Below are 26,818 nucleotides of genomic sequence, written 5' to 3'. Positions count from 1 at the left end.
TGTTTATTTTGCAATTAAGTTCATAAAATTCTCATCGTTATTCTACGTGTTAGTACACAATACGTTGCAAAAATGAACAATTAGTCTTTACATGAAAAAAACATTGTCGTATACTTAGTTAGGTTAGTGATTAACTGATTAACTAGGAGGGTGATGAGATGAGATTAGATTTTGATAGTACGTTACCTTTGTATAAACAAATTGCAAAGCAAATCGAAGAGGGTGTAATGAAAGGGATATATGGTCCAGGTACACAAATTCCTTCTACAACTGAAATTTCAAAACGCTATAATGTTAATCCTGCTACCGTATTAAAAGGAATGAATTTGCTCGTTTCTAAAAAAATATTAGTCAAACGACGTGGTATCGGAATGTTTGTAACAGAAAATGGGAGTCAACTCATTTTTGAAGAACGCAAAGAGCAGTTTATTAATGAAAATATTGTTGGACTAGTAGCGGAAGCGAAAGGTTTGAATTTATCCAAAACAGAACTACTAGTATTAATCGAGAGAGGGTTTGGAAATGAGTAAATTAGAAATAATTAGCATTGATAAATCGTTTGGTAAGAAACAAGTGTTGCATCAAGTTAATTTTAAATTAGAAGAAGGACAGCTATATGGCTTATTAGGTCGAAATGGCGCGGGAAAGAGCACGCTTCTTTCAATTATTAATAATAGAATTATTGGAGATGAGGGTGAGGTTTTATTAGACAATGAAAATGTTCTTGAAAATGACGAGTTATTGTCTGAAATTTTCTTAGTTAATGATAGCTGCTTGTTTGGAAGAGATGACTCTATGCAAGCAAAAGATTATTTTAATTTCGCCAAGTTAGTATATGACGATTTTGATACAGAGTTAATGGAACGTTTAATTTCTATATTTGGTTTGGATGTGAAAATGAAGTTAGCTAAACTTTCAACAGGTTATAAATCAATTTTTAATATTATTTTAGCTTTATGTGTTCCGTGTAAATTTATATTTCTAGATGAACCGACATTAGGATTGGATGCTAATCATCGTGATATTTTTTACAAAGAGTTAGTGGCAACATTTATTGATAAACCTCGTAGTTTTATTCTATCAACACATTTAATTTCTGAGATAGCTAATGTTATTAACTCAGTAATTGTATTGGACGAGGGACAAATAATCTTAGAAGAAACAGTCGATCATATTCTAGCTAAAGCCTGGTCAGTAAAAGGCCCTAAAGAAAAAATGGAGTCATTGCTTAATGAACCAACAATTATTGGTTTTGAAGAAATGGGCGAAGAAGTGACAGTATATTGCTACGGCAAGTTACCAGAACTTCCAGATGATTTAACGGTGGACCGTGTAGATTTACAAAAAATGTTTATCCAATTTACATCAGGCAAGGAGGTTTTGACACATGAAGATTAAACCTATTTTTAGGTATTATTTTAAAATTTGGTTGATAACAACGTTAATTGTTTCGAGTTTTGCTCTATTAATTGATATCATTTTCCCTATAGCTGTTGATTTGATAAATCATGTAAACTGGCAAGGAAATTTTAAAGCGTCCAATGGGTTCACACAATCCTTATGGCTAGTATTTATTATTGTCATTACCAATCCGATTAGAAAAGTGTTTACTTTAGGAGCGCAATTTAACATCTCAAGAAAAACGCAATATGTTGCGAATGCCATTGGTATTTTATTTTTTGCAGTAACATGGGTAATACTGTACAGAGTCCTTTATCCAATCGTGTTAGATTATTTATTTTATTATACAGATGATGTATGGAAGTATACATTGGCCCCAACTTTAGCGCTTAACTTTTGGTTGACTAGAGTGGTTAATATAATTGAATTGTTTTTACTTGGGATCGTAGTTTGGTTTTGTATGGCCCAGACGAAGCGTTTTTCTATACTAGCTGTCTTTTTTGTCAGTTTGATGGTTATCATATTAATACCTGTGTTAGTAATTGCAGTGATGAATGTTACACCTAACTATATTCAAATTGATATTTTTGACAAATTTAAGCTGATTTTTACAAATCCTATCGGTTTTTGGTTAGGTATTGCAGCTACAGTAGCACTAGGTCTTTACGTAGTACGTCGTACAACTCGTTCATTATCGATGAAATAAAAGGGAAGGCCAAGAGGCCTTCCTTTTTTATTTCAAGCATGAAACAGCTTGTTTCATGCTTGGTTTTACAATCAGAATAGGGGGAATCAACCTAAATCCGATTATTTTGTATTATTATAAGGATATAGAAAATGTGAGGAGGCAATTTATGACTAAAGATAAGAACAGTTTGTTTTCACCTGATTTTTTATGGGGATCAGCTTCAGCGGCTTACCAAATTGAAGGGGCGTGGGATGAAGGTGGAAAAGCACCCTCTATTTGGGATGAATTTGTAAAACAGCCAGGTGCAACTTATAAAGGAACAAATGGTAATATAGCAGTTGATCATTATCACCGTTATAAAGAAGATGTAAAATTGATGGCTGAACAGGGACTAAAAGCTTACCGTTTTTCAATTTCGTGGTCGCGCATTATTCCAAAGGGTAAAGGTGACATTAATCTAGAGGGTTTGAAATTCTATAGTGATTTAATTGATGAGCTTTTGAGCTATGGTATTGAGCCGATTGTGACTCTTTATCATTGGGACTTGCCTCATGCTCTTCAAACATCGTATGGAGGATGGGAATCTAGAGAAATTATTCAAGATTTTACAGAGTATGCAAAAGTTCTTTTTGAGATGTTTTCAGATCGTGTCAACTATTGGGTTTCATTAAATGAACAAAATATATTTATCATGCATGGCTATTTATTTGCGACACATCCACCAGCGGTTAAAGATCCTAAACGTATGTATGAAGCCAATCATATTGCTAATCTGGCTAATGCATCGGTTATTAAAGCTTTCCGAGAAGGTGGCTACAAAGGGAAGATAGGCCCTAGTTTTGCTTATACCCCGTCTTACGCTTTGGACTGTCAGCCTGAAAATTGTTTAGCTGCAGAACAACACCAAGAGTTGCTTTCCTATTTTTGGATGGATTGTTACGTACGCGGAACTTATCCAAGGTTAGCGATGAAACTCTTAGAAGACCAAGGTTTAGCTCCGACCCAACTTCCTGGCGATAGTGAACTTTTAAAAGCTGGTCGACCAGATTTCATGGGATTGAATTATTACCAAACAGCGACACTAGAAGCCAATACAAGTGACGGGGTTGGTTTTGATGGAAAAATGAATACCACTGGAGAAAAAGGAAAGAGTGGAAGTAAAGGATTACCTGGTTTATTTAAAACGGTAGTTAATCCGACACTAGAAACAACAAATTGGGATTGGACGATTGACCCATTAGGGTTAAGAATAGCATTAAGACGAATTGCTAGTCGCTATGATATGCCTATTTTAATAACTGAAAATGGTCTTGGTGATTTTGATAAGTTAGAAGATGATGGAACAGTTAATGACACCAATCGAATCGAGTTTCTTGAAAAACATGTCAGTGAGATAGAAAAAGCAATAGAAGACGGTGTCGAAGTGTTAGGGTATTGTACCTGGAGTTTTACAGATCTATTAAGCTGGTTAAATGGTTACCAAAAACGTTATGGCTTTGTATATGTAGACCGAGATGAAGAATCTGAAAAAGAATTAACTCGTATTAAAAAAGATAGTTTTTATTGGTATCAAGATATTATTAAAACAAATGGATCAAGTCTTAAAAGAAAATAAAAAAAGTCGTTCCTATTGGGGCGACTTTTTTTTCATTAAGAATTGTATAAGCGTTTCAATAAAATACACAGTAGGTAATTGCGAACTTAGATCCAAATTATGAGGTGTTCGCTCGATAGCTGAGTTATAGTTAAAATGATAATCCGTATAGGTAGCTAGAGAGTTAAACTCTTGGCTTGATATACTAATCGTGACGATACTCGTTTCTTGGAGATCTTTAGCAAGTTGGACAATACTATGCGATTCTCCAGAAGCAGAAAAAATTAAACAAACATCTTGGGCTGAGAGAGTAGGATGCTGTTTATTATTTAAGCTATATGAAGATAAGACAGGGTCTGTACTAAAACTTCGAAAGCCGATAGTAGTAAGTAGGTTTGAGGCGTAAGTGGCCATTAGTTGTGAGTTTCCTAATCCTAAACAATAAGTGATATCTGCTTTTTCAATCAGATTTCCAATGGTTGATAAGTCTTTTTCAAAGCTTTTTTGAAAAGAAAAAGGGAAAGCCGTTTCTGTATGTTCTTTTTTATAATTTTTCTTTAGTTGAAGTTGAGCTTTGAATTCTGGAAAATTAGCAAACCCAAGTTTTTTGATACACCGTAAAACAGTAGCAGGTGATGTATATGTTTCGTTAGCGAGATCTCTTACACGCATGTATATGACTTTGTCATAGTTGTTTTCTATGTAGTTGATAATAGTCAAATCTAGCGAGCTAAGGTTATTAGAGTGTTCAAAAGTTAGCATCATAATTCCTCATTTTTAATAGGTCTAGTCGTTACAGTGAGAGTGATTTACTTAAAGGGTAGTGTGGTATTCCAATCTCTTCAAAAGGATGTCCTGTTATGTCGTAGCCTTGTTTAAGATAAAAGGGTAAGGCATGTTCTTGGGCACTTAAAACGATATTAGGCACGCCATTTTCAATAGAGAATGCTTCAATAGCTTGAATAAGTGAGGATCCAATGGCTTTTTTTCTATAAGCGCATCTAACAGCTAAACGTTGTAGTTTAAAAGTTTTACTATCTAACTGTTTTAGCCGACAAGTAGCCATTGGTTCATTTTCTTTTGAGTAGATAACGAAGTGATAAGAGTTCTCCTCATCGCTGATTTCGATAGCGGGTGAAATATGTTGCTCCTTAATAAATACGTCTTTTCTTATCGCTAAAGAATCGTTATATATAGGATTGGAAAGAGAATCAGTCCAGCGGATAGTCAAAAGTATTCCTCCTTTAAGTTATGGGTGTTTCGTGATAGGTTTTATTTCCTTTTTCCAACAGAGCCTGACCGCTAAATAACTCGGTTACATCAGTATAAAACACTTCAATTTGAGGTTCATCTACCATACAAGTCACCACAACTTTATCTGTAAAAGTAGTTTCTTTGATAGAATAAGTTGAATTCTCAATAAAGTAATCAAATTTACTATGTTGAGTATAGTCTAGTGTGACATGTATTTCTTGTTGTAACTTACCTTGGACAATACCAACTACATCCAAAGCTTCATTGACAGCTCCGCCGTAAGCGCGAATTAAGCCGCCTTTACCTAACTCAGTTCCGCCAAAATAACGTGTAACAATAGCTAGCGTATTGATAATATTTCTTTTTTTTAGGATTTCTAACATAGGAAGACCTGCTGTTCCACTTGGTTCGCCATCGTCGCTACTTCGTTGTAATTCATTTTCATCACCTAAAACATAAGCATGACAGTTATGACTCGCTTTCCAGTGTTCCTTTTTTATTTTATTTAAAAGCATTTTAGCTTCGTCTTCTGATTCTATACGATAAAGATGGCAGATGAATCGGGATTTCTTAATTTCGATTTCATGTGTGCCATTTTCCTGAATAGTTAAGTATGTTGTTAACATGTTACACCTCGTTTCATATTAAGTATAGCGAGGCTGCGTGTATCAAGCAAGCAAAAATAATGAGTATTTTTAATTAATATTTGAATTTATAGGGGATTTAATAGTAGAATGAAGAAGAAATCAAATAGTAAGGAGTGGATTATTTTGGATGCAATTAAAGGCGTGTTTGAAAATGAACGATTGGTTTTAGCTAATGGTAAAAAAGTTTCACTTACTGATATTTGGAGAGCCAGAATAGAGCTAGTGCCTTATTTATTATTTCCTGTAACAGAAGAAATTGAGGAAAATGTATTTGAAGAAGGTGACGGTCGAATTCTTTATCCTGTCACAACAGATAATTATTTGAATAAGGGACAGATGGTATACGGGGAAAGTAGAACAACTCGTATTGGTCATTTTTTATCTCAAGGTGATACTAAGGTTGTTCGCAAGCCAGATTTGAAAAATCCTCATAAAGTGAAAACATTAGGTTACAGAAAACTAGTGTTAGAAATGAAGGATAAGACAGAGATTGAGGTATTGTTTGATGGCAACAGCATAGAATTGCCAGAATTGGTAACAGATTTAAAACAAAATGATGAAATGACAGCATTAGTTCCATTTTTTGATAGACCTTCAGAATTTATTAATATTTTAAAAAAAGAAGGTATTGAAGTTTATTATAGTGAAGATCATTAAAAAAGACGATTAGCTTAGCTAATCGTCTTTTTTATTTAGGTAGTTGGTGATTAATCCAATTTAGAATATCTGATTGAATCAAGTCTTTTTCATCTTCATTTAAAATTTCGTGACGCAAATCTGGATAAAGCTGTAGTGTGACAGCGTCAAATCCGTCTGATACCATTTCTTCGGTTACTTGGATGACGCCTTTCCCAAAATTGCCTACAGGGTCTTTTTCACCACTTGTAAAGAGAATAGGTAAATCATGGTTGATCCTATTATACCAACCTTTTTCATTTGCCGATGCGGTTAGTTGGAATAATGTATCAAATCCGTTGTTGGTAAAGGTAAAGCCTAGTAGTGGGTCTTCGAGATACTCATCTACATTTTGTTTATTTTTTGATAGCCAATCCATAGGTGTTCGTTTTTCTGGGAAAGCTTTGTAAAAATTACCAAAAGCAAGAGCATCAATTTTTTTATTGAGTGCTGTAGGATGTTTTTTGTTTAGTAGAGCAGTCACCGTTAGAGCTGCACGGAGTTCAGGACGACGTCCGCCAGTACCCATTATAATGGCACCATCGACTAATTTGGAATAGTTCTTCAGGTAGTTTCTTACGACGAATGAGCCCATACTATGTCCCATAATAAAATAAGGTAAGTTTGGATAAGCGGTTTGAGCTTTAAGTGTTATTGAGTGAACATCCTCAATTAATAGTTCGGGGCTATTTTCTTTACTGAAGTAGCCATAGAGAGGAGTTTCCTCGTTAACTGAATAGCCATGCCCTAGATGGTCATGACCTACAACGAGTATATTATTTTTATTTAAGTAATGAGCAAAATCATCATATCGTTCGATATACTCAGCCATACCGTGAACAAGTTGTAAAACGGCTTTGGGTTTTTCTGTGGAAGGTAACCAGGTAACATAATTAAGGTAAGTTTCTCCATCTGTAGAGAGTACTTTTTCTTTTAGTTTCATGAGAATCATCCTTTCGATTCTTTAACATAATTGTAAAGTCTTCTTAATTATAAAACAAAGTACAATAAACTGCTAATATTTCGTAAAAAAAACGTATCTATTTTTAGGAGGTGTTATATGGAGATAGATAAGGCTTTGTTAATAGGCAGACGGTTGCTTTTAGATGAATTACCCTACACTAAAGAGCAACTGGAGGGAGAGAGGGGGATAACTATTTCAAAAACCATGAGTCTTGAACGTGGGATTTGGACATGTTTAAGATGTGGCAACACGGAGCTGGTCGATTTACCTTTTACAGATGACCCAATTAAATATTGTCCTGCTTGTATTATGTTAGGAAGGGTCACGAATAAGGAGTTTTTTTATGGAGCTAATAGTGAGAGTATCTTTCATCCGATAATAAAAGAAGCGATGACTTGGGACGGAACGCTTTCGAAAGATCAGACAATAGTATCTGAGCGGATTGTAAAGGTGATAGAAGATAAGTCTTCAATTTTAATTCATGCAGTGACAGGAGCGGGGAAAACAGAGATGCTTTTTAAAGGAATAGAGTTAGCTTTATCAAAGGGTTATAGAGTGGGTATTGCTTCACCGAGAGTAGATGTTTGTATTGAATTATACCCCAGAATGAAAGCGGCTTTTTCTGCTATTGAAGTGTCCCTATTGTATGGCAAACAAGATGAACCTTATTTTTATAGTCAATTAGTCGTATTGACGTGCCATCAGCTTTTTCGTTTTTATAGAGCGTTTGATGTATTGATTATCGATGAAGTAGATGCTTTTCCTTATTTAAATAATAGGGAATTAGAATATGCTAGTAATAATGCTTTAAAGAAAAAGGGGTCATTTATTTATCTTAGTGCCACCCCACCTAAACCACTGCTCTCGAAAGTAAGGAAAGGAGAACTTGAAGCGATAACCTTAGCTAAGCGTTATCACGGGTATATCTTACCTGTTCCACAATTCAAAGTTGTCAGGAGGTGGCAATACAAGCTCGAGCATGGAAAATTAGATAGAGGTTTAAAAGAGTTGCTTTTACAAAAAGAAAAGAAAAAACGGCAGGTTTTAATTTTTTGTCCAAGTGTTGTGATGTTAAAGAAATTAGTTAATCTAACACAAAAAATATTTCCCGGTGTAAGGCAGGGGTTTTCTTATGCTTCGGATGAAGAGAGAATTTTAAATGTGCAAAAAATGAGAGAAGAAAAATATAGATGGTTTTTTACAACGACTATTTTAGAACGGGGTGTTACCTTTCCGTGTGTAGACGTCATTGTTGTTGGAGCGGATCATGCCGTTTTTAACGCCCATAGTCTGATTCAAATCGCTGGTAGAGCGGGCCGGAGTGGCCTTGATCCTTTCGGGGATGTTTATTTTTTATATGAAGGTAAGAGTCGCGCAATGAGTCAGGCAAAAAAAGAAATAAAAAAAATGAATAAGTTAGCTAAACGAGATGAAGGTGAGAACGTGCAATGAAATGTATGATTTGCGAAAGACAGTTGGCTGCTAGATTATCACTAGTAGATTTATTTTTATTTAAAGCGTTAATGCCAGAAGTGATATGCCTAACGTGTAAAAGAGAATTCGAACGAATTGATAAAAATATAAGTTGTCCAAATTGTTCAAAGCCTAATGTAGGGGGGATTTGTCAGGATTGTTTGACTTGGGATAGGCTTGATAATCTAGGTCGAATTCAACATGAGGCTTTGTTCTCATATAATAAAGCCATGCAAGAGTGGTTTAAACAGTACAAATTTAGTGGAGATATGCGGTTAGCAAGTTGTTTCCGTTCTGATTTAAAACAACTGCTAGATAGGTATCGCGGATGGATTATTACAACCATACCGTTGGGGGACCAGCGTTTACAGGAAAGAGGATTTAATCAAGTAGATGAGTTGCTAAATCAAGCTGGGGTTAAGGTTATTCCATTATTTACTAAATGCGAGACAGTTTATGGAGCGCAAAGTGAAAAAGGTAGATACGAAAGGCTCCGGACCCCTCAGACGTTCGCATTATATTCGAATAGTGAAATAGATTTTAAAACTGCTAAAATAGTGGTTGTAGATGATGTGTATACGACAGGACGAACGCTAAGGCATGCCTGTTCTTTGTTAAAGGGAGTAGGTGTTTCCGAGATTAGGACTGTTTCTTTAGCTCGGTAATTTAACTAAAATTTAATTTTAGATTGAATAGTATCTTGTATACGTTGGTAGCGCTATCTTTCGAGATGGATGCTGAAAATAATCAGTAGAAAGGAAGAGGTTATTAATTGAAATTTAATTTTTAATTAGTTATAATAAAGACAAGAAGAAGTTAAGCAACTAAAAAAGACTACTTCTTATAAATGGTAAATGAGAGGGGTAATTGTTATGCTAAAATTCAATATTCGTGGAGAAAATATCGAGGTAACAGATGCTATTAGAGATTACGTTGAGAAAAAAGTATCTAAATTAGAACGCTATTTCGATAAAGAAAAAACGACTGATGCAACAGCTCATGTGAATTTAAAAGTTTACTCAGATAAAAATGCAAAAGTGGAGGTTACGATTCCTTTACCATATATAGTATTAAGAGCGGAAGAAACATCACATGATTTATATGCAAGTATTGATCTTGTAGTTGATAAATTAGAAAGACAAATCAGAAAATTTAAAACACGTATTAATCGCAAACAAAGAGAAGGTAATATTGATACTCAAATGGCAGCTGTGTTCCTAAATAGCCAAGGCGATGGAAAAGAAGAAGAGAAAGAACCAGAATTAGAGATTGTAAGAACAAAACGTTTATCGCTTAAACCAATGGATAGTGAAGAGGCGGTTCTGCAAATGAATATGCTTGGTCATAATTTCTTTATCTTTGAAGATTCAGAAACGAATGGAACAAGCATTGTTTACAAACGTAAAGATGGTAAGTATGGATTAATTGAAACGAATTAAAATAAAAAAACCTTGGCTATTGTCAAGGTTTTTTATTTTTCTAGAAAATTTGCGACCTCCGTGATAAGAGGGCTATTTTCTGGTGATATGAGTTCACCATGTGAGGCACTAATTGTTTTTTCTTGATAAAGGCCAACGGCTCCTTTAAAAATGATGCGTGATCCATAAGCGCTACTTATGGGGACCGTACCATCTGATAATGTTCCTTGTTGATTATCACCAGCGATAGATAAAACTTTTAATGTTTTAGGGACCCCGTCTTTTACATCAGAAAATTGTTTGAAGTAAGAATTTTCTGATGTAAGATTGACTAGGGTTTCATCAGTTATAGGATCAAGATCATTGAATGGTGAACCAAGTAAAGCAAGGTGTGTTATGTCTTTTTTATATTTTTCTGACAGTGAGGACTCGATGTAATAGGCTCCTGCTAGGCCACCATTAGAGAAACCGACGAGTTTATATGATTTGAAATGGTAAATGCTATCGAGCGAATCGACCACTGCTGCTAAACCAGCTGCCCAACTTTGAATAGGAGCTTCCGGCTCTTCATAGCCAATAAATACACTCGGATATTGAGGATTTTGGCCTAGTTCGGATAGATACTCAAGTGTTCCATCTTTTTTTACTTTTATTTTTAAAATATCATCTTGGGTTATTTTCTTATTTAACTGTTTCGCAAAAGGAATCATGTTGGTTTCGTTACCACCACTACCGTGTATAAAAATAACGGGGGTAGTATCGTTTAATATGTGGGGTCTAGGGTGAGAAACGTGAGGTTCTCTAGTTTTTAGCGCAAAATAAATGGTTCCACCTAATACAAGAATTAGAAAGAGTAACACTAGTGGTTTAGTTGAATTCTTCATGTATATAGCACCTGATTTTTCGTATTTTTTTTTTTTTGATAATTTAATTATACATTTATTTAAAAAAATATAAATATTTAATTAAAACTAATTGCACAATGTGGTATTGTATTAGAGTAAAACTATTTCAATTTCATCCCAAAAATGCTAAAATAATAGAGATGGATTGATAAATTATTAAATTGCTTATAAACTAAAAAATAAGAACAGATAGAATCGTATTGATTCTTTTATTATGAAAGGAACGACAGAATGGCTAATTTTCTTAAAAAGATAATTGAAAGTGACAAAAAAGAAATTAAACGCTTAGAAAAGCTTGCAGATAAAGTCTTTACACATGACGAAGCAATGTCAAAATTAAGCGATGATGAATTAAAAGGTAAAACAGAGGAATTTAAAGGACGTCTTCAAAAAGGTGAAACATTAGATGACTTACTACCAGAAGCATTTGCTGTAGTTCGTGAAGGAGCTAAGCGTGTATTAGGTTTACATCCGTATAAAGTTCAGGTTATGGGTGGTATCGTACTTCATGAAGGGAATATCCCAGAAATGAAAACGGGTGAAGGTAAAACGTTAACAGCGACAATGCCTGTATATTTAAATGCTTTATCAGGTGAAGGGGTACACGTAGTTACCGTCAATGAGTACTTATCAACTCGTGATGCTAGCGAAATGGGTGAATTATATAATTTCTTAGGTCTTACAGTAGGACTTAACTTAAATGAAAAATCATCTGAAGAAAAACGCTTAGCTTATGCTTGTGATATCACATATAGTACAAATAGTGAGCTGGGATTTGATTATCTACGTGATAATATGGTTGTTTACCGTGAAGATATGGTACAACGTCCATTAAACCACGCAATCGTCGATGAAGTGGATTCGATCTTAATCGATGAAGCACGTACACCTCTTATTATTTCTGGTGGAGCAGAGAAATCTACTGCGTTATATTCTAGAGCTGACAATTTTGTGAAACGTTTAGAAAATGAAGTGGATTATAAAATTGATGTTCAATCTAAAACAATTGCTTTCACTGAAGAAGGTATCTCAAAAGCTGAAGAAAATTTCGGTGTTGAAAACTTATATGACATTGAAAATACAGCATTAACACATTATCTAGATAACTCATTACGCGCAAACTATATTATGTTGTTAGACATTGATTACGTTGTTCAAGATGGGAAAGTCATGATTGTTGACCAATTTACTGGTCGTATTATGGATGGCCGTCGTTATTCTGATGGCCTACATCAAGCCATCGAGTCTAAAGAAGGCGTTGAAATTGAAGATGAAACAAAAACAATGGCTAACGTTACTTACCAAAACTTCTTTAGAATGTATAAAAAATTATCAGGTATGACTGGTACAGCTAAAACAGAAGAAGAAGAATTCCGTGAGATTTATAACATGGAAGTATTCCAAATTCCTACAAACCGTCCGATTGCTCGTGATGATAGATCTGATTTATTATACCCAACTTTAAGTAGCAAATTTAAAGCAGTGGTTCAAGATATTAAAGAACGTCATGCAGCTGGACAGCCTGTACTTGTTGGTACGGTTGCTGTTGAAACATCAGAATTAATTTCTGACTTATTAAATAAAGAAGGCGTTCCGCATGAAGTATTAAATGCGAAAAATCACTTTAAAGAAGCTGAAATTATTTTAAATGCTGGTCAAAAAGGCGCAGTAACAATCGCAACAAATATGGCTGGTCGTGGTACAGATATCAAGTTAGGCTTAGGTGTTAAAGAATTAGGTGGTTTAGCAGTTATTGGTACTGAGCGTCATGAATCTCGTCGTATTGATAATCAGTTACGTGGACGTGCTGGTCGTCAAGGAGATCCAGGTGTGACACAATTCTACCTATCTCTTGAAGATGACTTAATGAAACGTTTCGGTTCAGACAAAGTTAAAGCGATGTTAGACCGTTTCAAAATCGCTGAAGAAGATGCAGTTATTCAAAGTAAAATGCTATCTAAACAAGTCGAAGCAGCTCAAAAACGTGTTGAAGGTAATAACTACGATACACGTAAAAACGTCTTACAGTATGATGATGTTATGCGTGAGCAACGTGAAATCATTTATGCGCAACGTAATGAAGTTATCATGTCAGATGAATCATTAACACCAGTGGTTATGGGAATGGTTGAACGTACGATTAAGCAAGTTGTTGTAGATCATACAACAGCCCCTGAGAAAAAAGATTGGAACTTACAAGGTATTGTTGATTTTGCGGGTGCATGCTTAATTCATGAAGATGATATTACATTAGCTGATATTGAAGATAAGACACCAGAGGAAATGTCAGATTACCTAGTTTCTAAAGCTAAAGAAGTATTTGAAACAAAAGCTGATCAATTACAAAGTGAAGAACAATTGCTTGAATTCCAAAAAGTTGTTATTTTACGTGTAGTAGATATGAAGTGGACAGACCATATTGATGCTATGGATCAATTACGTGAGTCTATTGGTTTACGTGCATATGGCCAAAATAATCCGCTTGTTGAATACCAACAAGAAGGGTATAGAATGTTTAATGAAATGGTTGGTTCAATTGAGTATGATGTTACTCGTTTGTTCATGAAATCAGAAATTAGACAAAATGTTCAACGTGAGCAAGTAGCGCAAGCTGAGCCTGTTAAACCTTCATTGGATGAAGGTCGAGTAGATTCAGATTCTCGCAAAAAACCTCGCCAAGTTGAAAATGTAGGACGTAATGACCTATGTCCATGTGGTAGTGGCAAGAAATTCAAGAACTGTCACGGTAAAGAGATGTAATATGACAGTGCGGTTTGGATAATCCAAGCCGCATTGCTTTTTTTTAAAGGAGATGACAGCGTGGAAATTAGTGAAATAAGAAAAGAACTAGAATCTGCTCAAAGTAAACTGCTTGAATTTGGGAGGTCCCTTTGACTTAGATGAGTTAGAACAGACTCTTGCTGTTTTAGATAATAAAATGTCCGAACCAGGTTTTTGGGATGATAATAATTCTGCTCAAAAAGTGATTGATGAGAGCAATGCTTTAAAAGCTAAGTATGAATTATACAAGAAGTTAGAAGAAGAGTATGATGAGTTGATGGTATTTCTTGAAATGCTTGGTGAGGAAGATGATGTAGATCTTGAAAAAGAGATGATCAACAGACTTAACTTGTTTTTAAACCAGCTATCTCAGTATGAATTAACCCAACTTTTAAATGGTCCTTATGATAGTCATAATGCTATTCTTGAATTACATCCAGGGGCAGGAGGAACTGAATCGCAAGATTGGGGAGATATGCTACTACGTATGTATACAAGATGGGCAAATGCTCACGACTTTAAGGTAGATTATATCGATTACCAAGCAGGGGATGATGCCGGGATAAAAAGTGTCACATTATTAATCAAAGGTTTAAATGCGTATGGGTATCTAAAAGCTGAAAAAGGAGTTCACCGTTTAGTGAGAATTTCACCGTTTGATTCTCAAAGTAGAAGACATACTTCTTTTTGTTCGGTAGATGTCATGCCAGAACTTAATAATGAAATAGAGATAGAGATTAATCCTGATGATATTAAGATGGATACTTTTAGGGCAAGCGGTGCAGGGGGGCAGCATGTTAATAAAACTGATTCTGCTGTTCGATTGACTCATATTCCTACAGGTTTTGTTGTTTCGAGTCAGGCCCAACGTTCTCAATTGAAGAATAGAGAGCAGGCGTTAGGCATGTTGAAAGTTAAGCTCCATCAATTAGAACTTGAAAAACAAGAAAAAGAAGCAGCCGCTATTAAAGGGGAGCAAATGGAAATTGGTTGGGGATCACAAATCAGATCTTATGTTTTCCACCCATATTCTATGGTTAAAGATCATAGAACTAATTATGAAGTTGGTAATACTCAGTCTGTTATGGACGGAGATTTAGACAACTTTATAGACGCTTTCTTACGATTGAGTTTATAAGGTGTGATATATTTGAAATAAACTTGTAATTAAAAGTAAGATGAATTACAATATTCAAGTGCTATAATGGTGACAGTCTTAAAAAGATAAAACTAGTTATTTTTCAAAAAACAACTATTGTAAGATAGGGGAATGTAAATGATTGAAATGATTGATGTTACGAAAAAATATTCTAATGGTACAACAGCCCTTAGAAATGTTTCGATTAATATCGGACAAGGCGATTTTGTTTATGTTGTAGGGCCCAGTGGGGCTGGTAAATCAACATTTATTCGTCTTTTATACCGTGAGGAAAAAGCGACAAAAGGTAGTTTAACAGTATGTGATCATGATTTAATGCAAATTAAAGATAAACAAGTACCATACTTAAGACGTGATGTTGGGATTGTCTTCCAAGATTATAAATTACTACCTAAGAAAACAGTGTATGAGAATGTGGCCTATGCCATGCAAGTAATCGGTAAAAAACCAAGAGAAATCAAAAAACGTGTCTTAGAAGTTTTAGATTTAGTTGGATTACGTCATAAAGTGCGCATGTTCCCAAGTGAACTATCTGGTGGGGAGCAACAACGTGTTGCGATTGCACGCGCTATCGTGAATACGCCAAAAGTGCTAATAGCCGATGAACCAACAGGGAACTTAGATCCTGAAAATTCTTGGGAAATTATGAAACTTTTGGAAAAAATTAATTTACAAGGAACTACAGTTTTAATGGCAACGCACAATAGTACAATCGTAAATACGATTCGTCACCGTGTATTAGCTATTGAAAATGGTCGTATTATTCGCGACCAACGTGAGGGGGAATACGGTTACGATGATTAGAACATTTTTCCGTCATATTGGCGAAAGTTTAAAAAGTTTAAAACGTAATGGATGGATGACTTTAGCATCAGTAAGTGCGGTTACCGTTACATTAGTTTTAGTAGGGATTTTCTTATCAATTATCTTTAACGTAACTAAGTTAGCAAAAGATATTGAACGTACTGTTGATGTTTCGGTATTTGTTGAGATTGGAACAGAGAAGAAAGATCTTGATAAATTAGAAAAAGAACTCAAAGAATTACCAGAAGTAAAAGAAGTTAAATTCTCAAGTAAAAAAGAACAGTACGAAAAATTAGTTGAAGATATGGGAAATAGCTGGAAATTATTCTCTAAAGATGAAAACCCATTGTATGATGTATTTATTGTAAATGCGTCAACACCGGAAGCTACTAAAGAAGTTCAAAAGGCTGCAACCAAGCTTAAAAATGTTTATAAAGCCGATTATGGTGGTTTATCTTCAGATAAGATTTTCAAAATATCTAAAGCAGTTCGTAAGTGGGGAATCATTGCAACAGCTGTCTTATTATTTATAGCAGTGTTCTTGATTTCAAATACAATTCGTATTACTATTATTTCGCGTAAACGTGAAATCCAGATTATGCGACTTGTTGGAGCTAAAAACAGCTTCATCCGTTGGCCATTCTTTTTAGAAGGTGCTTGGATTGGTATCTTAGGTAGTATTGTACCAATTATTATTATGACTTTAGGTTATATGCAAGCATACTTTTATGTGAATCGTGGTTTAGTAACATCAGGTTATTCATTAATCAAACCAGATGCACTTATTCCTCAAATTAATATACTGATGTTAGTAGTTGGGATATTGATTGGTTCTGTTGGATCTATATTATCTATGAGACGTTTCTTAAAAATATAAAAGTAAGACCACATATTATGTATGTGGTCTTTTTTTGTAAAAAAAACAGTTGGTCTTATGACCAACTGTAAGGGGATGAATCAATCATAGAGAGAAAGATTGGGGAATAACCCTCTCTATGACATAATTCTTTGAAAAAAGTCATTCTAGCATGAACAATCAGACTTTGGGGAAATATCAATTGCTCTTGCTCAGAAAAACACCAAAGATGATTCACTAAGAGTATACCATATCTGTTAAATAAATATCAATTAGCGGACATATTTTAATTATTTTGAAAATAAGGTTATGTTTTTTGATGTTAAGTTTTAGTTTTTGTTAAAATATAAACAAGTTTTTTGAAAAGAACATCTGATTGTAAGAATGGTGCAACTAGGGTAAAATTAAGGTATAAAATACTGGAATAGGTGGGATAAAAATGGAAAAATTTATTTTAGTTATTGATCAAGGAACGACAAGTACACGAGCAATTTTATTCAATAAAGAGGGTGTAGATATTGCAAAAGCGCAAGAAGAATTTCCACAATATTTCCCACAACCGAGTTGGGTTGAGCATGATGCAAATGAAATTTGGCAAAGTGTTCTCAACGTGACGCATCAGGTTATGCAAGAGGCAAGAATTAGTGCTAAAGATATTGAAAGTATAGGCATCACTAATCAACGTGAAACAACGGTTATATGGGATAAAGAATCAGGCATGCCGATTCATCATGCTTTGGTTTGGCAATCAAGACAGACTAACGATATTACTAATCAGCTGATTGATGAAGGATATGAGGATTTAATTCGATTGAAAACGGGTCTAAAAGTGAACTCATATTTTTCAGCTACCAAAGTAATGTGGTTGCTAAACGAAATTCCACAGGCTCGCAAACGTGCAGAAAAAGGTGACTTATTATTTGGTACGATTGATACGTGGCTAATTTGGAAACTGACAGATGGGAAAGTACATGCGACTGATTATACAAACGCTTCTCGTACCATGATGTTTAATATTCATAGTCTAGAGTGGGACGATGAGCTATTAGAAATTTTTAATATTCCTAAAACTCTTTTACCAGAAGTTAAGAAGTCATCAGATTTTTATGGTAAGACAGCTTATTATCATTTGTTTGATGAAGAGGTTAGTATTACTGGTGTTGCAGGTGACCAACAAGCGGCATTATTTGGGCAAAACTGTTTTGAACCAGGTAATGTAAAAAATACCTACGGAACAGGTTCATTTATTTTAATGAATACGGGTAAAAAAGCAGTTAATTCTGAGCATGGTTTATTGACAACGTTAGCGTGTGATGATAAGGGTGAAGTTTGCTATGCTCTAGAAGGAAGTATCTTTGTAACAGGTTCAGCTATTCAATGGTTAAGGGATGGGTTAGAAATCATTGAAGAATCCTATGAAACTGAACAGATGTCTTACGAGCTTGCAAGTAATGAAGGTGTATATGTTGTACCAGCATTTGTTGGCTTAGGTGCACCGTATTGGGATTCGAATGTCCGAGGAGCGATATTTGGTGTAACAAGAGGAACAAGTCGTCAAACATTTGCGCGTGCGACGCTTGAAAGTATTGCTTATCAAACAAAAGATGTTATCGAAACAATGGTTTGTGAAACTGGTTTACCAATTACACAAATGAAAGTTGATGGGGGCGCTTCAAAAAATAAATTCTTATTAGAATTCCAAGCTGATATTTTAAATATTCCAATTTTTAAACCGCTTGTTACTGAAACAACAGCAATGGGAGCAGCTTTCTTGGCAGGTTTAGGTACTGGATTTTGGAAAAACACTGAAGAAATACGTCACATTTGGCAAGTTGAAAGCAGTTTTTATCCTGATATGGATGTTAAGGATCGCGAAGCTTATTATAAAAAGTGGAAAAAAGCCGTAGCTGCTGCTCGTTTCTTTCACGAAGACTAAAGCTCATCCTTAGAATTGAGAGATAAATCCATCTTAGGTCCTATGACAATTTGTTGTTTTAGAGTGATAATAGTCATGTAAGATAAAACTTCATTAAGAAGTACATTAGCTAAGGAGGCTATTTATTATGAAAGAACAAGAACGTGTATTTGAATTAGTAAAAAAAGGAATTATTACAACTGAAGAAGCATTAGTGCTTTTGGAAAATATGGCAACGGAAAAAGATGTCAAGACGGTTACTAAAGAAGCTGGTGATATTAAAAATACAGCCAAAAAAACAAGCAATTCAGTTGAAGCCGAGTTTTTTAATCCAGAAGAAAGTTTATCTTTTGAAGAAGAGCAAGCACAAGCAGAAAAAGCAAGAGAGGCGAGCGAACAAGAGGATAAGCAACGACTTGAAAGATTACTTGCCCAATTGACACAAGAAGCAAATAATGCGTCTGCTGAGCTTGATAATGTGTGTAAAGATATTGAAGTATTAGAAAGTAAAATTAATGCAAAACAAGAAGAGTTGATGGTACTAAATACCTTATCTGACTTAGAAGAGCTAACAGAAGAACATGAAACTAAAAGTAATGAATTACATGACGTTATTTCGAAGCTAGAATTGGAATTGAATCAGTTAAATGATAAAAAAACAGATTTGGAGATTAAATTATCAGCGATTAACAAAGAAAAGAAAGAAACTCGTAAAGACGCACCAAGATTTGAAATTCCCGAGGATTGGGAAGAGTCTATTAATGAATTTGGACAAAAAGTAGGTGAAGCAGGCTCTCATTTCGGTAAAAAAATGGGAGAAGCAGGGGTTCAACTAGGTCGTTTCTTTAAAGACACAATAAAAACAGTCAATGAAAATGTAGATTGGAAAGATATTAATATTAAAGTTCCGGGACTGTCATCTAGCAGCTTTAAACATGACTTTTATTATCCTGAAACAACGGCATCTCTTATTGATGTTAAAGTTGCGAATGGCGAGGTAAACTTTATACCTTGGGATTCAGAAGATTTAAAAGTCGAGGCGGATGTTAAATTATACGGAAAAATGGAAGCAGATACTCCTTTTGAAGCCTTTTTGGAAAGAAGTCAAATTTTAGTAGATGAAGAGCAAATTCTGTTTCATATTCCAAATAAACGTATTAAAGCAGATTTAAATTTTTACTTACCCCGTCGTATTTACGATCACATCTCTGTTAAATTACTGAACGGTGATGTGACGGTCAGTGACTTGGAAGCTAAGGATTTATTTGTTAAAAGTACTAATGGTGATATGACATTCAATAGTTTGGTAGCAACAATGCTTGAAGTAGAGGGTGTTAATGGTAACGTGGCTGTATCAGGTGGTAAAGTCATGGATTTCCTTTCAGAAGCAGTGAATGGTGATTATAGTCTACAAGGTGACATCGAAAATATTAGTGTCAGCAATGTGAATGGTGATGTTAAAATCACTGGAACAGATAGCTTAGCTAAAGTAGAAGCGAGTGTTGTTAATGGTACACTTAAGTTAGCACTACCAGAATCTATTGGTGTTGATGGGATGGTTAAGACAAGCTTAGGAACGATTAAAAATCGTTTAACAAATTTTGAAGTTATTCGTGAAAAAGCAGATAAAACGAACCAACTGCTTCAGTTTAGAAGATATAATGAAGATAAAACTGCTTATATTCGTTTAAATACAACAACAGGTAGTATTTATATGAAAGATACTGAGCAGTAGTTAGAACAAGTAGAGGAGTGAACCAGTATGAAAAAGAAATTAACCAAATCAAGACATAACATCGTCTTTTCTGGTGTACTAGGAGGGATTGGTGAATTTATAGGTATTGATCCGACTATTTTAAGAGTTATTTTCATTATCCTAACATTCTTTGGTATTGGAACTCCAATTGTGCTGTATATCATTTTAATGGTTATTATACCTGCAGACAGAACAGGTAGGGGGCCATATGATACATTTGGTAGTTTCAAAGGCCGTGAAGATAGTGGATACAATCAGAGAAATTATGGAAGTAATCCATATGCAACAGGAAGTAAAAAACGTAAAGAAGCTGAAAAAGTTGACGATGATGATTGGAGTGATTTCTAATGACTTATTTTCAAAGATTAATTGTCAATACTCTTACATTTATCTCGCTTTCAGTTGTTTTACCTAATGATCGTTTTTATGTGAGTAGTTTAATGGTAGCTATATTAGCAAGTTTTGTATTGTCTATCTTAAATACTTTGGTAAAACCATTGTTACATATTCTGTCATTGCCCATCACAATTTTAACATTTGGATTATTCAGTTTAGTAATTAACGGTATGATGTTATCGATGACTTCATATATACTTGGTGAACAAAATTTTGGTTTTTCAAGTTTAGGAACAGCAATACTTGTTGCCGTAATTATGTCACTTGTTAATTCTGTTGTGATTAATAAAAATGTTGGAAATAGATATTAAAAAAACATTGACCCGATAGGGTCGATGCTTATTTTTTAAGGGCTTGAACTGTTTCTTTATCAGGTGTTACAAATAAAGTTTTTTGATTTTCATATATAACATAACCTGGTTTTGATCCATTAGGTTTTTTAATATGTTTAACTCGGACATAATCGACAGGGACACTGCTTGATAATCTAAATTTTGAATAATAAGCAGCTAGATTAGCAGCTTCAATTAAAGTTTTTTCTGAAGGTTCAGCACTTTGGACGATAACATGAGAACCAGGGATGTCTTTAGCATGAAGCCAGTAATGATTTTTATCTGCTGTTTTAAGCGTAAGTTGATCATTTTGAAGATTGTTTTTACCGACTAGAATTATAGTTCCATCAGTAGACATGTATTTTTCAGGTTTACTTTTTTGATTCTTTTTAGCTTTTTGTTGTTTGGTAGGACGAATATATTTCTCACTGATTAATTCTTCTTTGATGTAATCAACTTCAGAAGGTGTAGCAAGTTCTAGTTGGGATAAAACTGAATCTAAATAGTTAACTTCTTGTTCCGCAATCTTGAGTTGTTCTTCGATGATTTTAACACTATTTTTTAATTTACCATATTTTTGGAAGTATTTTTGAGCATTTTGAGAAGGGCTTAAATCTTCTCGTAAACTAATTGTGATAGGTGTATTTTCTTCGTAATAGTTATCAACGGTTACGGATTTAGCACCTCTGGGAACCTCATGAAGGAATGTTGTCAATAGTTCACCTTTTTGTCTGAATACTTCAGCATTTTCAGTATCAAGTAGTGATTGTTTAAATTTCTTTTGTTTGGCTTTAATCTTTTTGCTTTCACCCGCAATTTTTTTAACTAAGGCTCCAGCTTGTTGTTTAACTCGTTCCTTCTCAGCTTTCCCTTCATAAAACATCTCTAACAACGCGCTTAAAGAATCGAAAGTATACTTTTCAGGACCTAAATAGTCGTAAGTGATAGGTGTGAAATATTCTTTATTTTCGTAAATTGTAAGTGTAGGGACTGGATTTGAAACAATTTTTGACCAAAAATCTTTCCATGTTGAAAGTAATGCAGTTGGATTTTCAGCCATTTGGTAAGATAATTCATGAGCAGTATCTTTACCAAGCCCTTGGAATGTTTCTTGAAAATACTGAGGGGTAAGTTCTTCAGCAGTAGCAAGTAGTTCAAAAACAAGAGTATAATCAGTTGTAAATGGATCACGTTGCTCAGAGTTTTTGGGAGGGCGTACATATTCAGCGCCAGGTAAAAGTATTCGGTAGCTATTCTGACTAGGTCCTACATGCTTAATACAGTCCAGTATTTTATTACTTTCTTTATTCACTAGGATGATATTACTGTGACGCCCCATTAATTCAACAATTAAAACGACATTTTCTAAGTCACCAAGCTCGTTTCGTTTTGAAAATTCTAGATGAACAATTCTATCGTTTTCAATTTGCTTCATTTTTTGAAGAATAGCCCCTTCAAGATACTTTCGTAACATCATACAAAAATTTGGTGGTGTTGAAGGGTTTTGATAATCAACTGTTGTGAGTTGTATACGTGCATAAGCTGAATGAGCTGATAGTAGTAGTTTATGATTCTTTCCTTGGTTACGGATGACCAAGATTAATTCATTGTCGAACGGTTGATGAATTTTTGATAGACGACCATTCATTAGGGTGTCAGAAAGTTCATTTACCATTGCGTGAGTAAATACGCCATCAAATGCCATAGGGTAAAACCTCATTTCTAATTTTCAATAGTTAACTAATTATAATAATAGCGATTTTGAATGAAAAAGGGTTCAAATTATGCTTTCCTTTTCCGCTATCAATTAGTATACTTATATTATAACAGAGTAAAGGTGAAGTGAATGGAAAAAATAACGAAGTTACTAGAGAATTTAAAACAAGCTATTATTGACTATAAAGAAAAAGTAATGACTTACTTCAAAGAACGAGAAGAGAGATTGATTGAAAAGAATAAACAAGCGATTGCAAACAAACAACCTAGAAAAAAATCGGATAAAAGTTTCTTAGAGATTCTAATAGAGAAGAAAGAGCTCGTTCTTCTATCAGTTCTTTCAGTTGTAGTCTTAGTGCTCTTTTTAACGATTGCTGGACCGAGAATTAATCACAGTATCATATTGAAACAAAACGAAACGTTAATTGGTCAAACTTTTGAAGGAAATAAAAAAGTTAAAGTTGTTGCGTATGATGAACTTGAAGATATTATCAAGAAGAATAAAAAAGTTACTGTTATGATGGTTGATCAAAATGGTAAACATTATGAACAATTAGAAAAATCATTATTGGATTCAAAAGAGTTAAATAAATATGATGGGACTATTTATTTATATCCGATTACGATGAATAAAGATAAAATAGAGAAGTTTTATCATTTGAAGTCTGATTTTACAATGCTTCGCTTTGAAAATAATAAAGAGGTAAATCGTATTCCACTTACAACGAAAGATGAAGCTGAGGAAGAGTTAGTTAATTACTTGATTACTTTAGAACAAGGTGAGCGCCCTCAGATTGGTGAGAAGAATAAACAAAAACAAAAAGAATTACGTGAGCAAAAAGAACGAGAAGAAAAACGTAAAGAAAATGAAGATATTATAGATGAATTACAAGATTTCATCTTATAAAAAAGAAGTGACCTAGGTCACTTCTTTTTTATAAGCCAAATAATGTAGTTAATATAGGGATTATAGTTGAAATAAATAGTATGCCGATTACAAAGAGGTGTCTTTTTTTAGTCATGACAAGATAACCGATATATTCTCTTATGAAGGCAGTTGGGAGATAGTAGAATTTTGTTCTCGCTCCAATACCTCTAAATGATAAACCAAGGTTACGCGCTAAAATCCCCGCTCTAAGAAGGTGATAATTATTGGTTGCGACTACGACCTTTTTAGATTGGAAGCTTTCAATATTGTCTTTTTTACAGGCTAATTCTTGAGAGTACAAAATGTTTTCGCGTGTTGTTGTTGATCGATTTTCAATATAAACTTTTTCAGGGGCATACCCTTGTTCGTCGATATAGTTCGCCATAGCTTGCGCTTCTGAAATGAGTTCATCGGCTCCTTGACCACCTGACATGATCAGAGTTGGGGTATGTCCATATTTTTTCACTTGCTTATTATAGAGTTTGATCCCAGCATCAATCCTGCTTGCAAGTAAAGGTGTAACCTTATCACGATTAAGTCCAGCTCCAAGGACAATGATATAATCAACTTTACCAAAAATAGGATAAAAATTATAAAGTAAAGCCGTCAGTGTAAATAAAACAAAAGTTATAGCAAAGTAAACGAATGACGTATTGATAAAGCTGAAAATTTTTAATAAGCTCTGATTTTTAACTCTGTTGTTTGATAAAAATAATAGAACTTCAATAACTATCAAACCTGTGGCGACACCAAGAGGTAGCATATTGCTCAATGAAGGTCTTTCACGTTTTAATAAAATTCGTTCATTCCAAAATAAAGCAATAATCATAGCGTAGATTCCAAATAGTGCGACAAAAACAAGTGATAGTGCAATAATAACACCTAAAAAATAGGCAATAGGGGCGGCTATTTTCTCAATTAAAAAGAAGATAAAAATACCAAGAATACTAAAAAAGCATAAGAACCAAAAGCCTGTCCATAAACTGGTTGGTTTACGAGTAATCCATATAAAAAATAAAAGTGTAGGCACGAGTAGTAGCATAAAAATCATAAGTGTCATAGATTAAATCCTTTCTGTCATGTTGTATTTTAAGATAAGTATAACATGAATGGCATACACTTGATTAATTTTAGCTTTATTGCTACAATGATATAAATTTTAAGAAAGTAAGAGGTATCAGTACATGAAGTTATAATCTTGTTGAAAATTTAAACATTATGTTTAAAACAATGGGATTAGTCTGCGCTGATATACTTTTTGTATAGAGGGACCTTTTTTTGAGGTGCCGTTTGCCTATCTAATCCTTCCGAAACTGGGAGGATTATTTTTATATCCTCCTTTTCATAAAAGAAGGGAGATGTTATTTATGAGTAATATAATGACGCTAAGAAATTTAAAATTAAAGATAAAAAATCGTGACTTGATTTGTATAAAACAAGCCAGCGTTGATAAGGGCTCAGTAATTGGTTTGATAGGAGCTAATGGAAGTGGCAAGTCAACCTTACTGAATTATATTGTAGGGTATCCAAATTCATCAGATGTGGTTAGTTCAGGTGAGCTGATATCTAAAGTTCATAATATTGGTTACTATGAACAAGAAACAAGTTACTATCATTGTGACTCCAAAGAGTTCGATTACACCTTATTAAGTAAACATGGTTTAGATAATTGGAAGAAAAAGACGAGCTATGATCATATGAGTGGTGGAGAAAAAAGTAAAAGAAGGCTGCTGGATGTTTTCTCTAAAAAGACAGAGATGCTTGTTTTAGATGAACCAACTAATCACATGGATCAAGAAGGGTTAGTTGAATTGGTCAATTTGATAAAACATTATAAAGGGGCTATTATTCTTGTATCTCACGATCACTCATTTATCGAGAAGACATGTGATACTATTTGGGAAATAAAAGATCAGGAGTTAATTAGCTTTAAGGGAAGTCTTTCAGAGTATGAAGAAGACTGTCAAAGAAAGCTTAAAGAACAGCAACGAGCGAAGGAGAAAAAATTAAAAGAACAAAAACAACTAGAAAAGGAGTTACAATCTTTAAAAAATTGGTCAGCATCGGCTCACGCTCAGTCGACTAAACAAGAATTCCCTAAAGAGTTTTATCGTTCTAAAGCAAAGAGAATGGACAGTCAACGAAAATCGGCAGAAAAACGTTTAGTTAAAAAAATGAAAGAATCAGAAGATTTAGATACAAAAAGTGAAAAAATTACTTCGTATGATTTTGATACAGGACACTATAAAAAAGGAAAAGCTATCTTGTTGGATGATATTAGCTTCAAATTTGACAAGGAAAAGCTAATTGAAAAACTCTCTTTAACTATTAATTTTGGTGATAAATTAGTGATTAAGGGAGGAAACGGGAGTGGAAAAACAACATTATTTAAACTTATTATGGGTGAAGTAGTGGGAGATAAGGTGCCATGGGTATCGGAGTTTGCTAAAATTGGTTACTTGACACAAAGTATAAAAGATTGGAAAAATGATCAAACACTTGAAGAATACGTTTCTTTAACGCCTAATATGAGGCAGCGTTTAGTTTTACTAGCCACACAATTAGGCTTTAGTACTGAGCAATTACAACAAAATATTTCATTATTTAGTAAGGGAGAACAATTAAAAGTAGAATTGTTATACTTTATGATGAGAGAGGTTAATATTCTGATTTTAGATGAGCCAACTAATCATCTAGATTATCCCTCTAGACAAGCTTTAGCACGAGTATTAAAGGCCTATCCAGGTACGGTAATAGTTGCTTCGCATGATGAAAAATTCACCAACGAAATCGCAACATGTGAGTTCATATTAGGAAGGCAAACAAATAAGACGGTTTCAAGTGATGTTAGTGTGAAAAAGAAATCAAAATTACTTTTGGAAATGGAGAAAGATCGTTTAATGAGTGAGTTGAGTTTTCTTTCACAAGGAGATGAAGAATATAACATTAAAAATGATCGTTTTATAGAGGTTGTTAGGGTGCTAAAAGAGTATGAGTAATAACGATTTTAGCTGTTTGACATGACTCTAATAAAAAGGCTATACTTAATAGAATCGTTTGATCAGTAGGATGATAATTAGACCTTGATTTTATCTTGTGTAGACGTTTGTTCTGCTTTTTAAAAAAATGTATTAATAGATAATCTCTGGGAATTAA

At 34.1% G+C, this 26,818-nt stretch carries 24 protein-coding genes and 2 pseudogenes; 19 read left to right on the top strand and 7 right to left on the bottom strand.

All coding sequences use genetic code 11. From position 1 onward, the window contains the following. Nucleotides 1-158: 158 nt before the first annotated feature. From CBF31_RS02260 to CBF31_RS02245, 4 genes are all read left to right on the top strand, one after another. The gene (locus CBF31_RS02260) at nt 159-530 is read left to right on the top strand and encodes a GntR family transcriptional regulator (protein WP_126830552.1); all 372 of its coding nucleotides are present in this window, start codon (nt 159-161) and stop codon (nt 528-530) included. Next, entirely contained in the window at nt 523-1,398 is an 876-nt protein-coding gene (locus CBF31_RS02255; RefSeq protein ID WP_126830550.1) for an ATP-binding cassette domain-containing protein, read from the top strand. The genes CBF31_RS02260 and CBF31_RS02255 overlap by 8 nt, the downstream gene beginning before the upstream one ends. After that, nucleotides 1,388-2,107, top strand: coding sequence for a hypothetical protein (locus CBF31_RS02250; RefSeq protein WP_126830548.1), 720 nt, complete (start codon nt 1,388-1,390; stop codon nt 2,105-2,107). Before CBF31_RS02255 ends, CBF31_RS02250 begins: the two co-directional genes overlap by 11 nt. 148 nt (nt 2,108-2,255) lie before the next feature. Beyond that, nucleotides 2,256-3,704: a glycoside hydrolase family 1 protein gene (locus CBF31_RS02245; RefSeq protein WP_126830546.1), complete on the top strand. Its 1,449-nt coding sequence runs from the start codon at nt 2,256-2,258 to the stop codon at nt 3,702-3,704. Between the two features lie 12 nt (nt 3,705-3,716). Here CBF31_RS02245 and CBF31_RS02240 read toward each other — a convergent pair whose 3' ends face one another. From CBF31_RS02240 to CBF31_RS02230, 3 genes are read right to left on the bottom strand one after another with little or no spacing between them, the layout of a single operon-like run. Next, the gene (locus CBF31_RS02240; RefSeq protein ID WP_170167843.1) at nt 3,717-4,445 is read right to left on the bottom strand and encodes a MurR/RpiR family transcriptional regulator; all 729 of its coding nucleotides are present in this window, start codon (nt 4,443-4,445) and stop codon (nt 3,717-3,719) included. A gap of 31 nt (nt 4,446-4,476) precedes the next feature. Further along, on the bottom strand, nt 4,477-4,914 hold the full coding sequence (locus CBF31_RS02235; protein WP_170167842.1) for a GNAT family N-acetyltransferase: 438 nt from the start codon (nt 4,912-4,914) through the stop codon (nt 4,477-4,479). A 13-nt stretch (nt 4,915-4,927) separates the two neighbouring features. After that, nucleotides 4,928-5,563: a YigZ family protein gene (locus tag CBF31_RS02230; RefSeq protein WP_126830540.1), complete on the bottom strand. Its 636-nt coding sequence runs from the start codon at nt 5,561-5,563 to the stop codon at nt 4,928-4,930. 108 nt (nt 5,564-5,671) lie between these two features. On the opposite strand from CBF31_RS02230, the gene CBF31_RS02225 reads away from it, so the two are divergent. Further along, complete coding sequence (locus CBF31_RS02225; protein WP_126830538.1) at nt 5,672-6,241, top strand: hypothetical protein; 570 nt, start codon at nt 5,672-5,674, stop codon at nt 6,239-6,241. Between the two features lie 31 nt (nt 6,242-6,272). On the opposite strand, the gene CBF31_RS02220 is transcribed toward CBF31_RS02225, so the two are convergent. Next, nucleotides 6,273-7,202: an alpha/beta fold hydrolase gene (locus tag CBF31_RS02220; RefSeq protein WP_126830536.1), complete on the bottom strand. Its 930-nt coding sequence runs from the start codon at nt 7,200-7,202 to the stop codon at nt 6,273-6,275. Nucleotides 7,203-7,319: 117 nt separating this feature from the next. On the opposite strand from CBF31_RS02220, the gene CBF31_RS02215 reads away from it, so the two are divergent. The 3 genes from CBF31_RS02215 to hpf all read left to right on the top strand — a co-directional run bounded on the left by CBF31_RS02215 (nt 7,320) and on the right by hpf (nt 10,135). After that, nucleotides 7,320-8,675, top strand: coding sequence for an ATP-dependent helicase ComFA (locus tag CBF31_RS02215; RefSeq protein ID WP_126830534.1), 1,356 nt, complete (start codon nt 7,320-7,322; stop codon nt 8,673-8,675). Next, a complete protein-coding gene (locus CBF31_RS02210; protein WP_126830532.1) occupies nt 8,672-9,361 on the top strand; it encodes a ComF family protein in 690 nt (229 codons plus the stop codon). Before CBF31_RS02215 ends, CBF31_RS02210 begins: the two co-directional genes overlap by 4 nt. Before the next feature lie 207 nt (nt 9,362-9,568). Beyond that, entirely contained in the window at nt 9,569-10,135 is a 567-nt protein-coding gene (hpf, locus tag CBF31_RS02205) for a ribosome hibernation-promoting factor, HPF/YfiA family (RefSeq protein WP_126830530.1), read from the top strand. A gap of 32 nt (nt 10,136-10,167) precedes the next feature. Here hpf and CBF31_RS02200 read toward each other — a convergent pair whose 3' ends face one another. Next, the gene (locus CBF31_RS02200; protein ID WP_126830528.1) at nt 10,168-10,998 is read right to left on the bottom strand and encodes an alpha/beta hydrolase; all 831 of its coding nucleotides are present in this window, start codon (nt 10,996-10,998) and stop codon (nt 10,168-10,170) included. A 252-nt stretch (nt 10,999-11,250) separates the two neighbouring features. Between CBF31_RS02200 and secA the strand changes: the two are divergent. The 9 genes and pseudogenes from secA to CBF31_RS02160 form a co-directional block, all read left to right on the top strand. Beyond that, nucleotides 11,251-13,630, top strand: a pseudogene (gene secA / locus CBF31_RS02195) (preprotein translocase subunit SecA); the annotation flags it as partial. 68 nt (nt 13,631-13,698) lie between these two features. Beyond that, nucleotides 13,699-13,779, top strand: a pseudogene (locus CBF31_RS11280) (SEC-C metal-binding domain-containing protein); the annotation flags it as partial. Between the two features lie 60 nt (nt 13,780-13,839). Then, nucleotides 13,840-14,938 (top strand): peptide chain release factor 2 gene (prfB, locus tag CBF31_RS02190; RefSeq protein ID WP_126830524.1). Its coding sequence is split into 2 segments (ribosomal slippage): nt 13,840-13,899 and nt 13,901-14,938, totalling 1,098 coding nucleotides; the frame shifts between segments, so codons are not numbered across the junction. A gap of 138 nt (nt 14,939-15,076) precedes the next feature. Then, nucleotides 15,077-15,763: a cell division ATP-binding protein FtsE gene (gene ftsE / locus CBF31_RS02185; protein ID WP_126830522.1), complete on the top strand. Its 687-nt coding sequence runs from the start codon at nt 15,077-15,079 to the stop codon at nt 15,761-15,763. Beyond that, entirely contained in the window at nt 15,756-16,640 is an 885-nt protein-coding gene (ftsX, locus tag CBF31_RS02180) for a permease-like cell division protein FtsX (protein ID WP_126830520.1), read from the top strand. The genes ftsE and ftsX overlap by 8 nt, the downstream gene beginning before the upstream one ends. A 418-nt stretch (nt 16,641-17,058) precedes the next feature. Further along, nucleotides 17,059-18,555, top strand: coding sequence for a glycerol kinase GlpK (glpK, locus tag CBF31_RS02175; protein ID WP_126830518.1), 1,497 nt, complete (start codon nt 17,059-17,061; stop codon nt 18,553-18,555). A gap of 127 nt (nt 18,556-18,682) precedes the next feature. After that, nucleotides 18,683-20,269 carry a daptomycin-sensing surface protein LiaX gene (liaX, locus tag CBF31_RS02170; RefSeq protein WP_126830516.1) on the top strand — a complete coding sequence of 529 codons (1,587 nt, stop codon included), beginning with the start codon at nt 18,683-18,685 and terminating at the stop codon, nt 20,267-20,269. 27 nt (nt 20,270-20,296) lie between these two features. Beyond that, nucleotides 20,297-20,638, top strand: a complete 342-nt coding sequence (locus tag CBF31_RS02165; protein ID WP_126830514.1) for a PspC domain-containing protein — start codon at nt 20,297-20,299, stop codon at nt 20,636-20,638. Next, on the top strand, nt 20,638-20,997 hold the full coding sequence (locus CBF31_RS02160) for a phage holin family protein (RefSeq protein WP_126830512.1): 360 nt from the start codon (nt 20,638-20,640) through the stop codon (nt 20,995-20,997). The genes CBF31_RS02165 and CBF31_RS02160 overlap by 1 nt, the downstream gene beginning before the upstream one ends. 28 nt (nt 20,998-21,025) lie before the next feature. Here CBF31_RS02160 and CBF31_RS02155 read toward each other — a convergent pair whose 3' ends face one another. Next, entirely contained in the window at nt 21,026-22,723 is a 1,698-nt protein-coding gene (locus tag CBF31_RS02155) for an NFACT RNA binding domain-containing protein (RefSeq protein ID WP_126830510.1), read from the bottom strand. A gap of 141 nt (nt 22,724-22,864) precedes the next feature. Here CBF31_RS02155 and CBF31_RS02150 point away from each other — a divergent pair, with 141 nt between their 5' ends. Next, a complete protein-coding gene (locus tag CBF31_RS02150; RefSeq protein WP_126830508.1) occupies nt 22,865-23,641 on the top strand; it encodes a hypothetical protein in 777 nt (258 codons plus the stop codon). A 28-nt stretch (nt 23,642-23,669) separates the two neighbouring features. On the opposite strand, the gene CBF31_RS02145 is transcribed toward CBF31_RS02150, so the two are convergent. After that, the gene (locus CBF31_RS02145; protein ID WP_126830506.1) at nt 23,670-24,722 is read right to left on the bottom strand and encodes a YdcF family protein; all 1,053 of its coding nucleotides are present in this window, start codon (nt 24,720-24,722) and stop codon (nt 23,670-23,672) included. Between the two features lie 307 nt (nt 24,723-25,029). Here CBF31_RS02145 and abc-f point away from each other — a divergent pair, with 307 nt between their 5' ends. Next, nucleotides 25,030-26,661 (top strand): ribosomal protection-like ABC-F family protein, encoded by a 1,632-nt coding sequence (abc-f, locus tag CBF31_RS02140; RefSeq protein ID WP_170167841.1) that lies wholly within the window; start codon nt 25,030-25,032, stop codon nt 26,659-26,661. The last annotated feature ends 157 nt before the right edge of the window (nt 26,662-26,818 follow it).

The organism is Vagococcus fessus, assembly GCF_003987565.1.
Classification (GTDB): domain Bacteria; phylum Bacillota; class Bacilli; order Lactobacillales; family Vagococcaceae; genus Vagococcus_D; species Vagococcus_D fessus.
The sequence above is the reverse complement of the archived record's forward strand: the minus strand, read 5'-3'. Positions and strand labels throughout refer to the sequence as shown.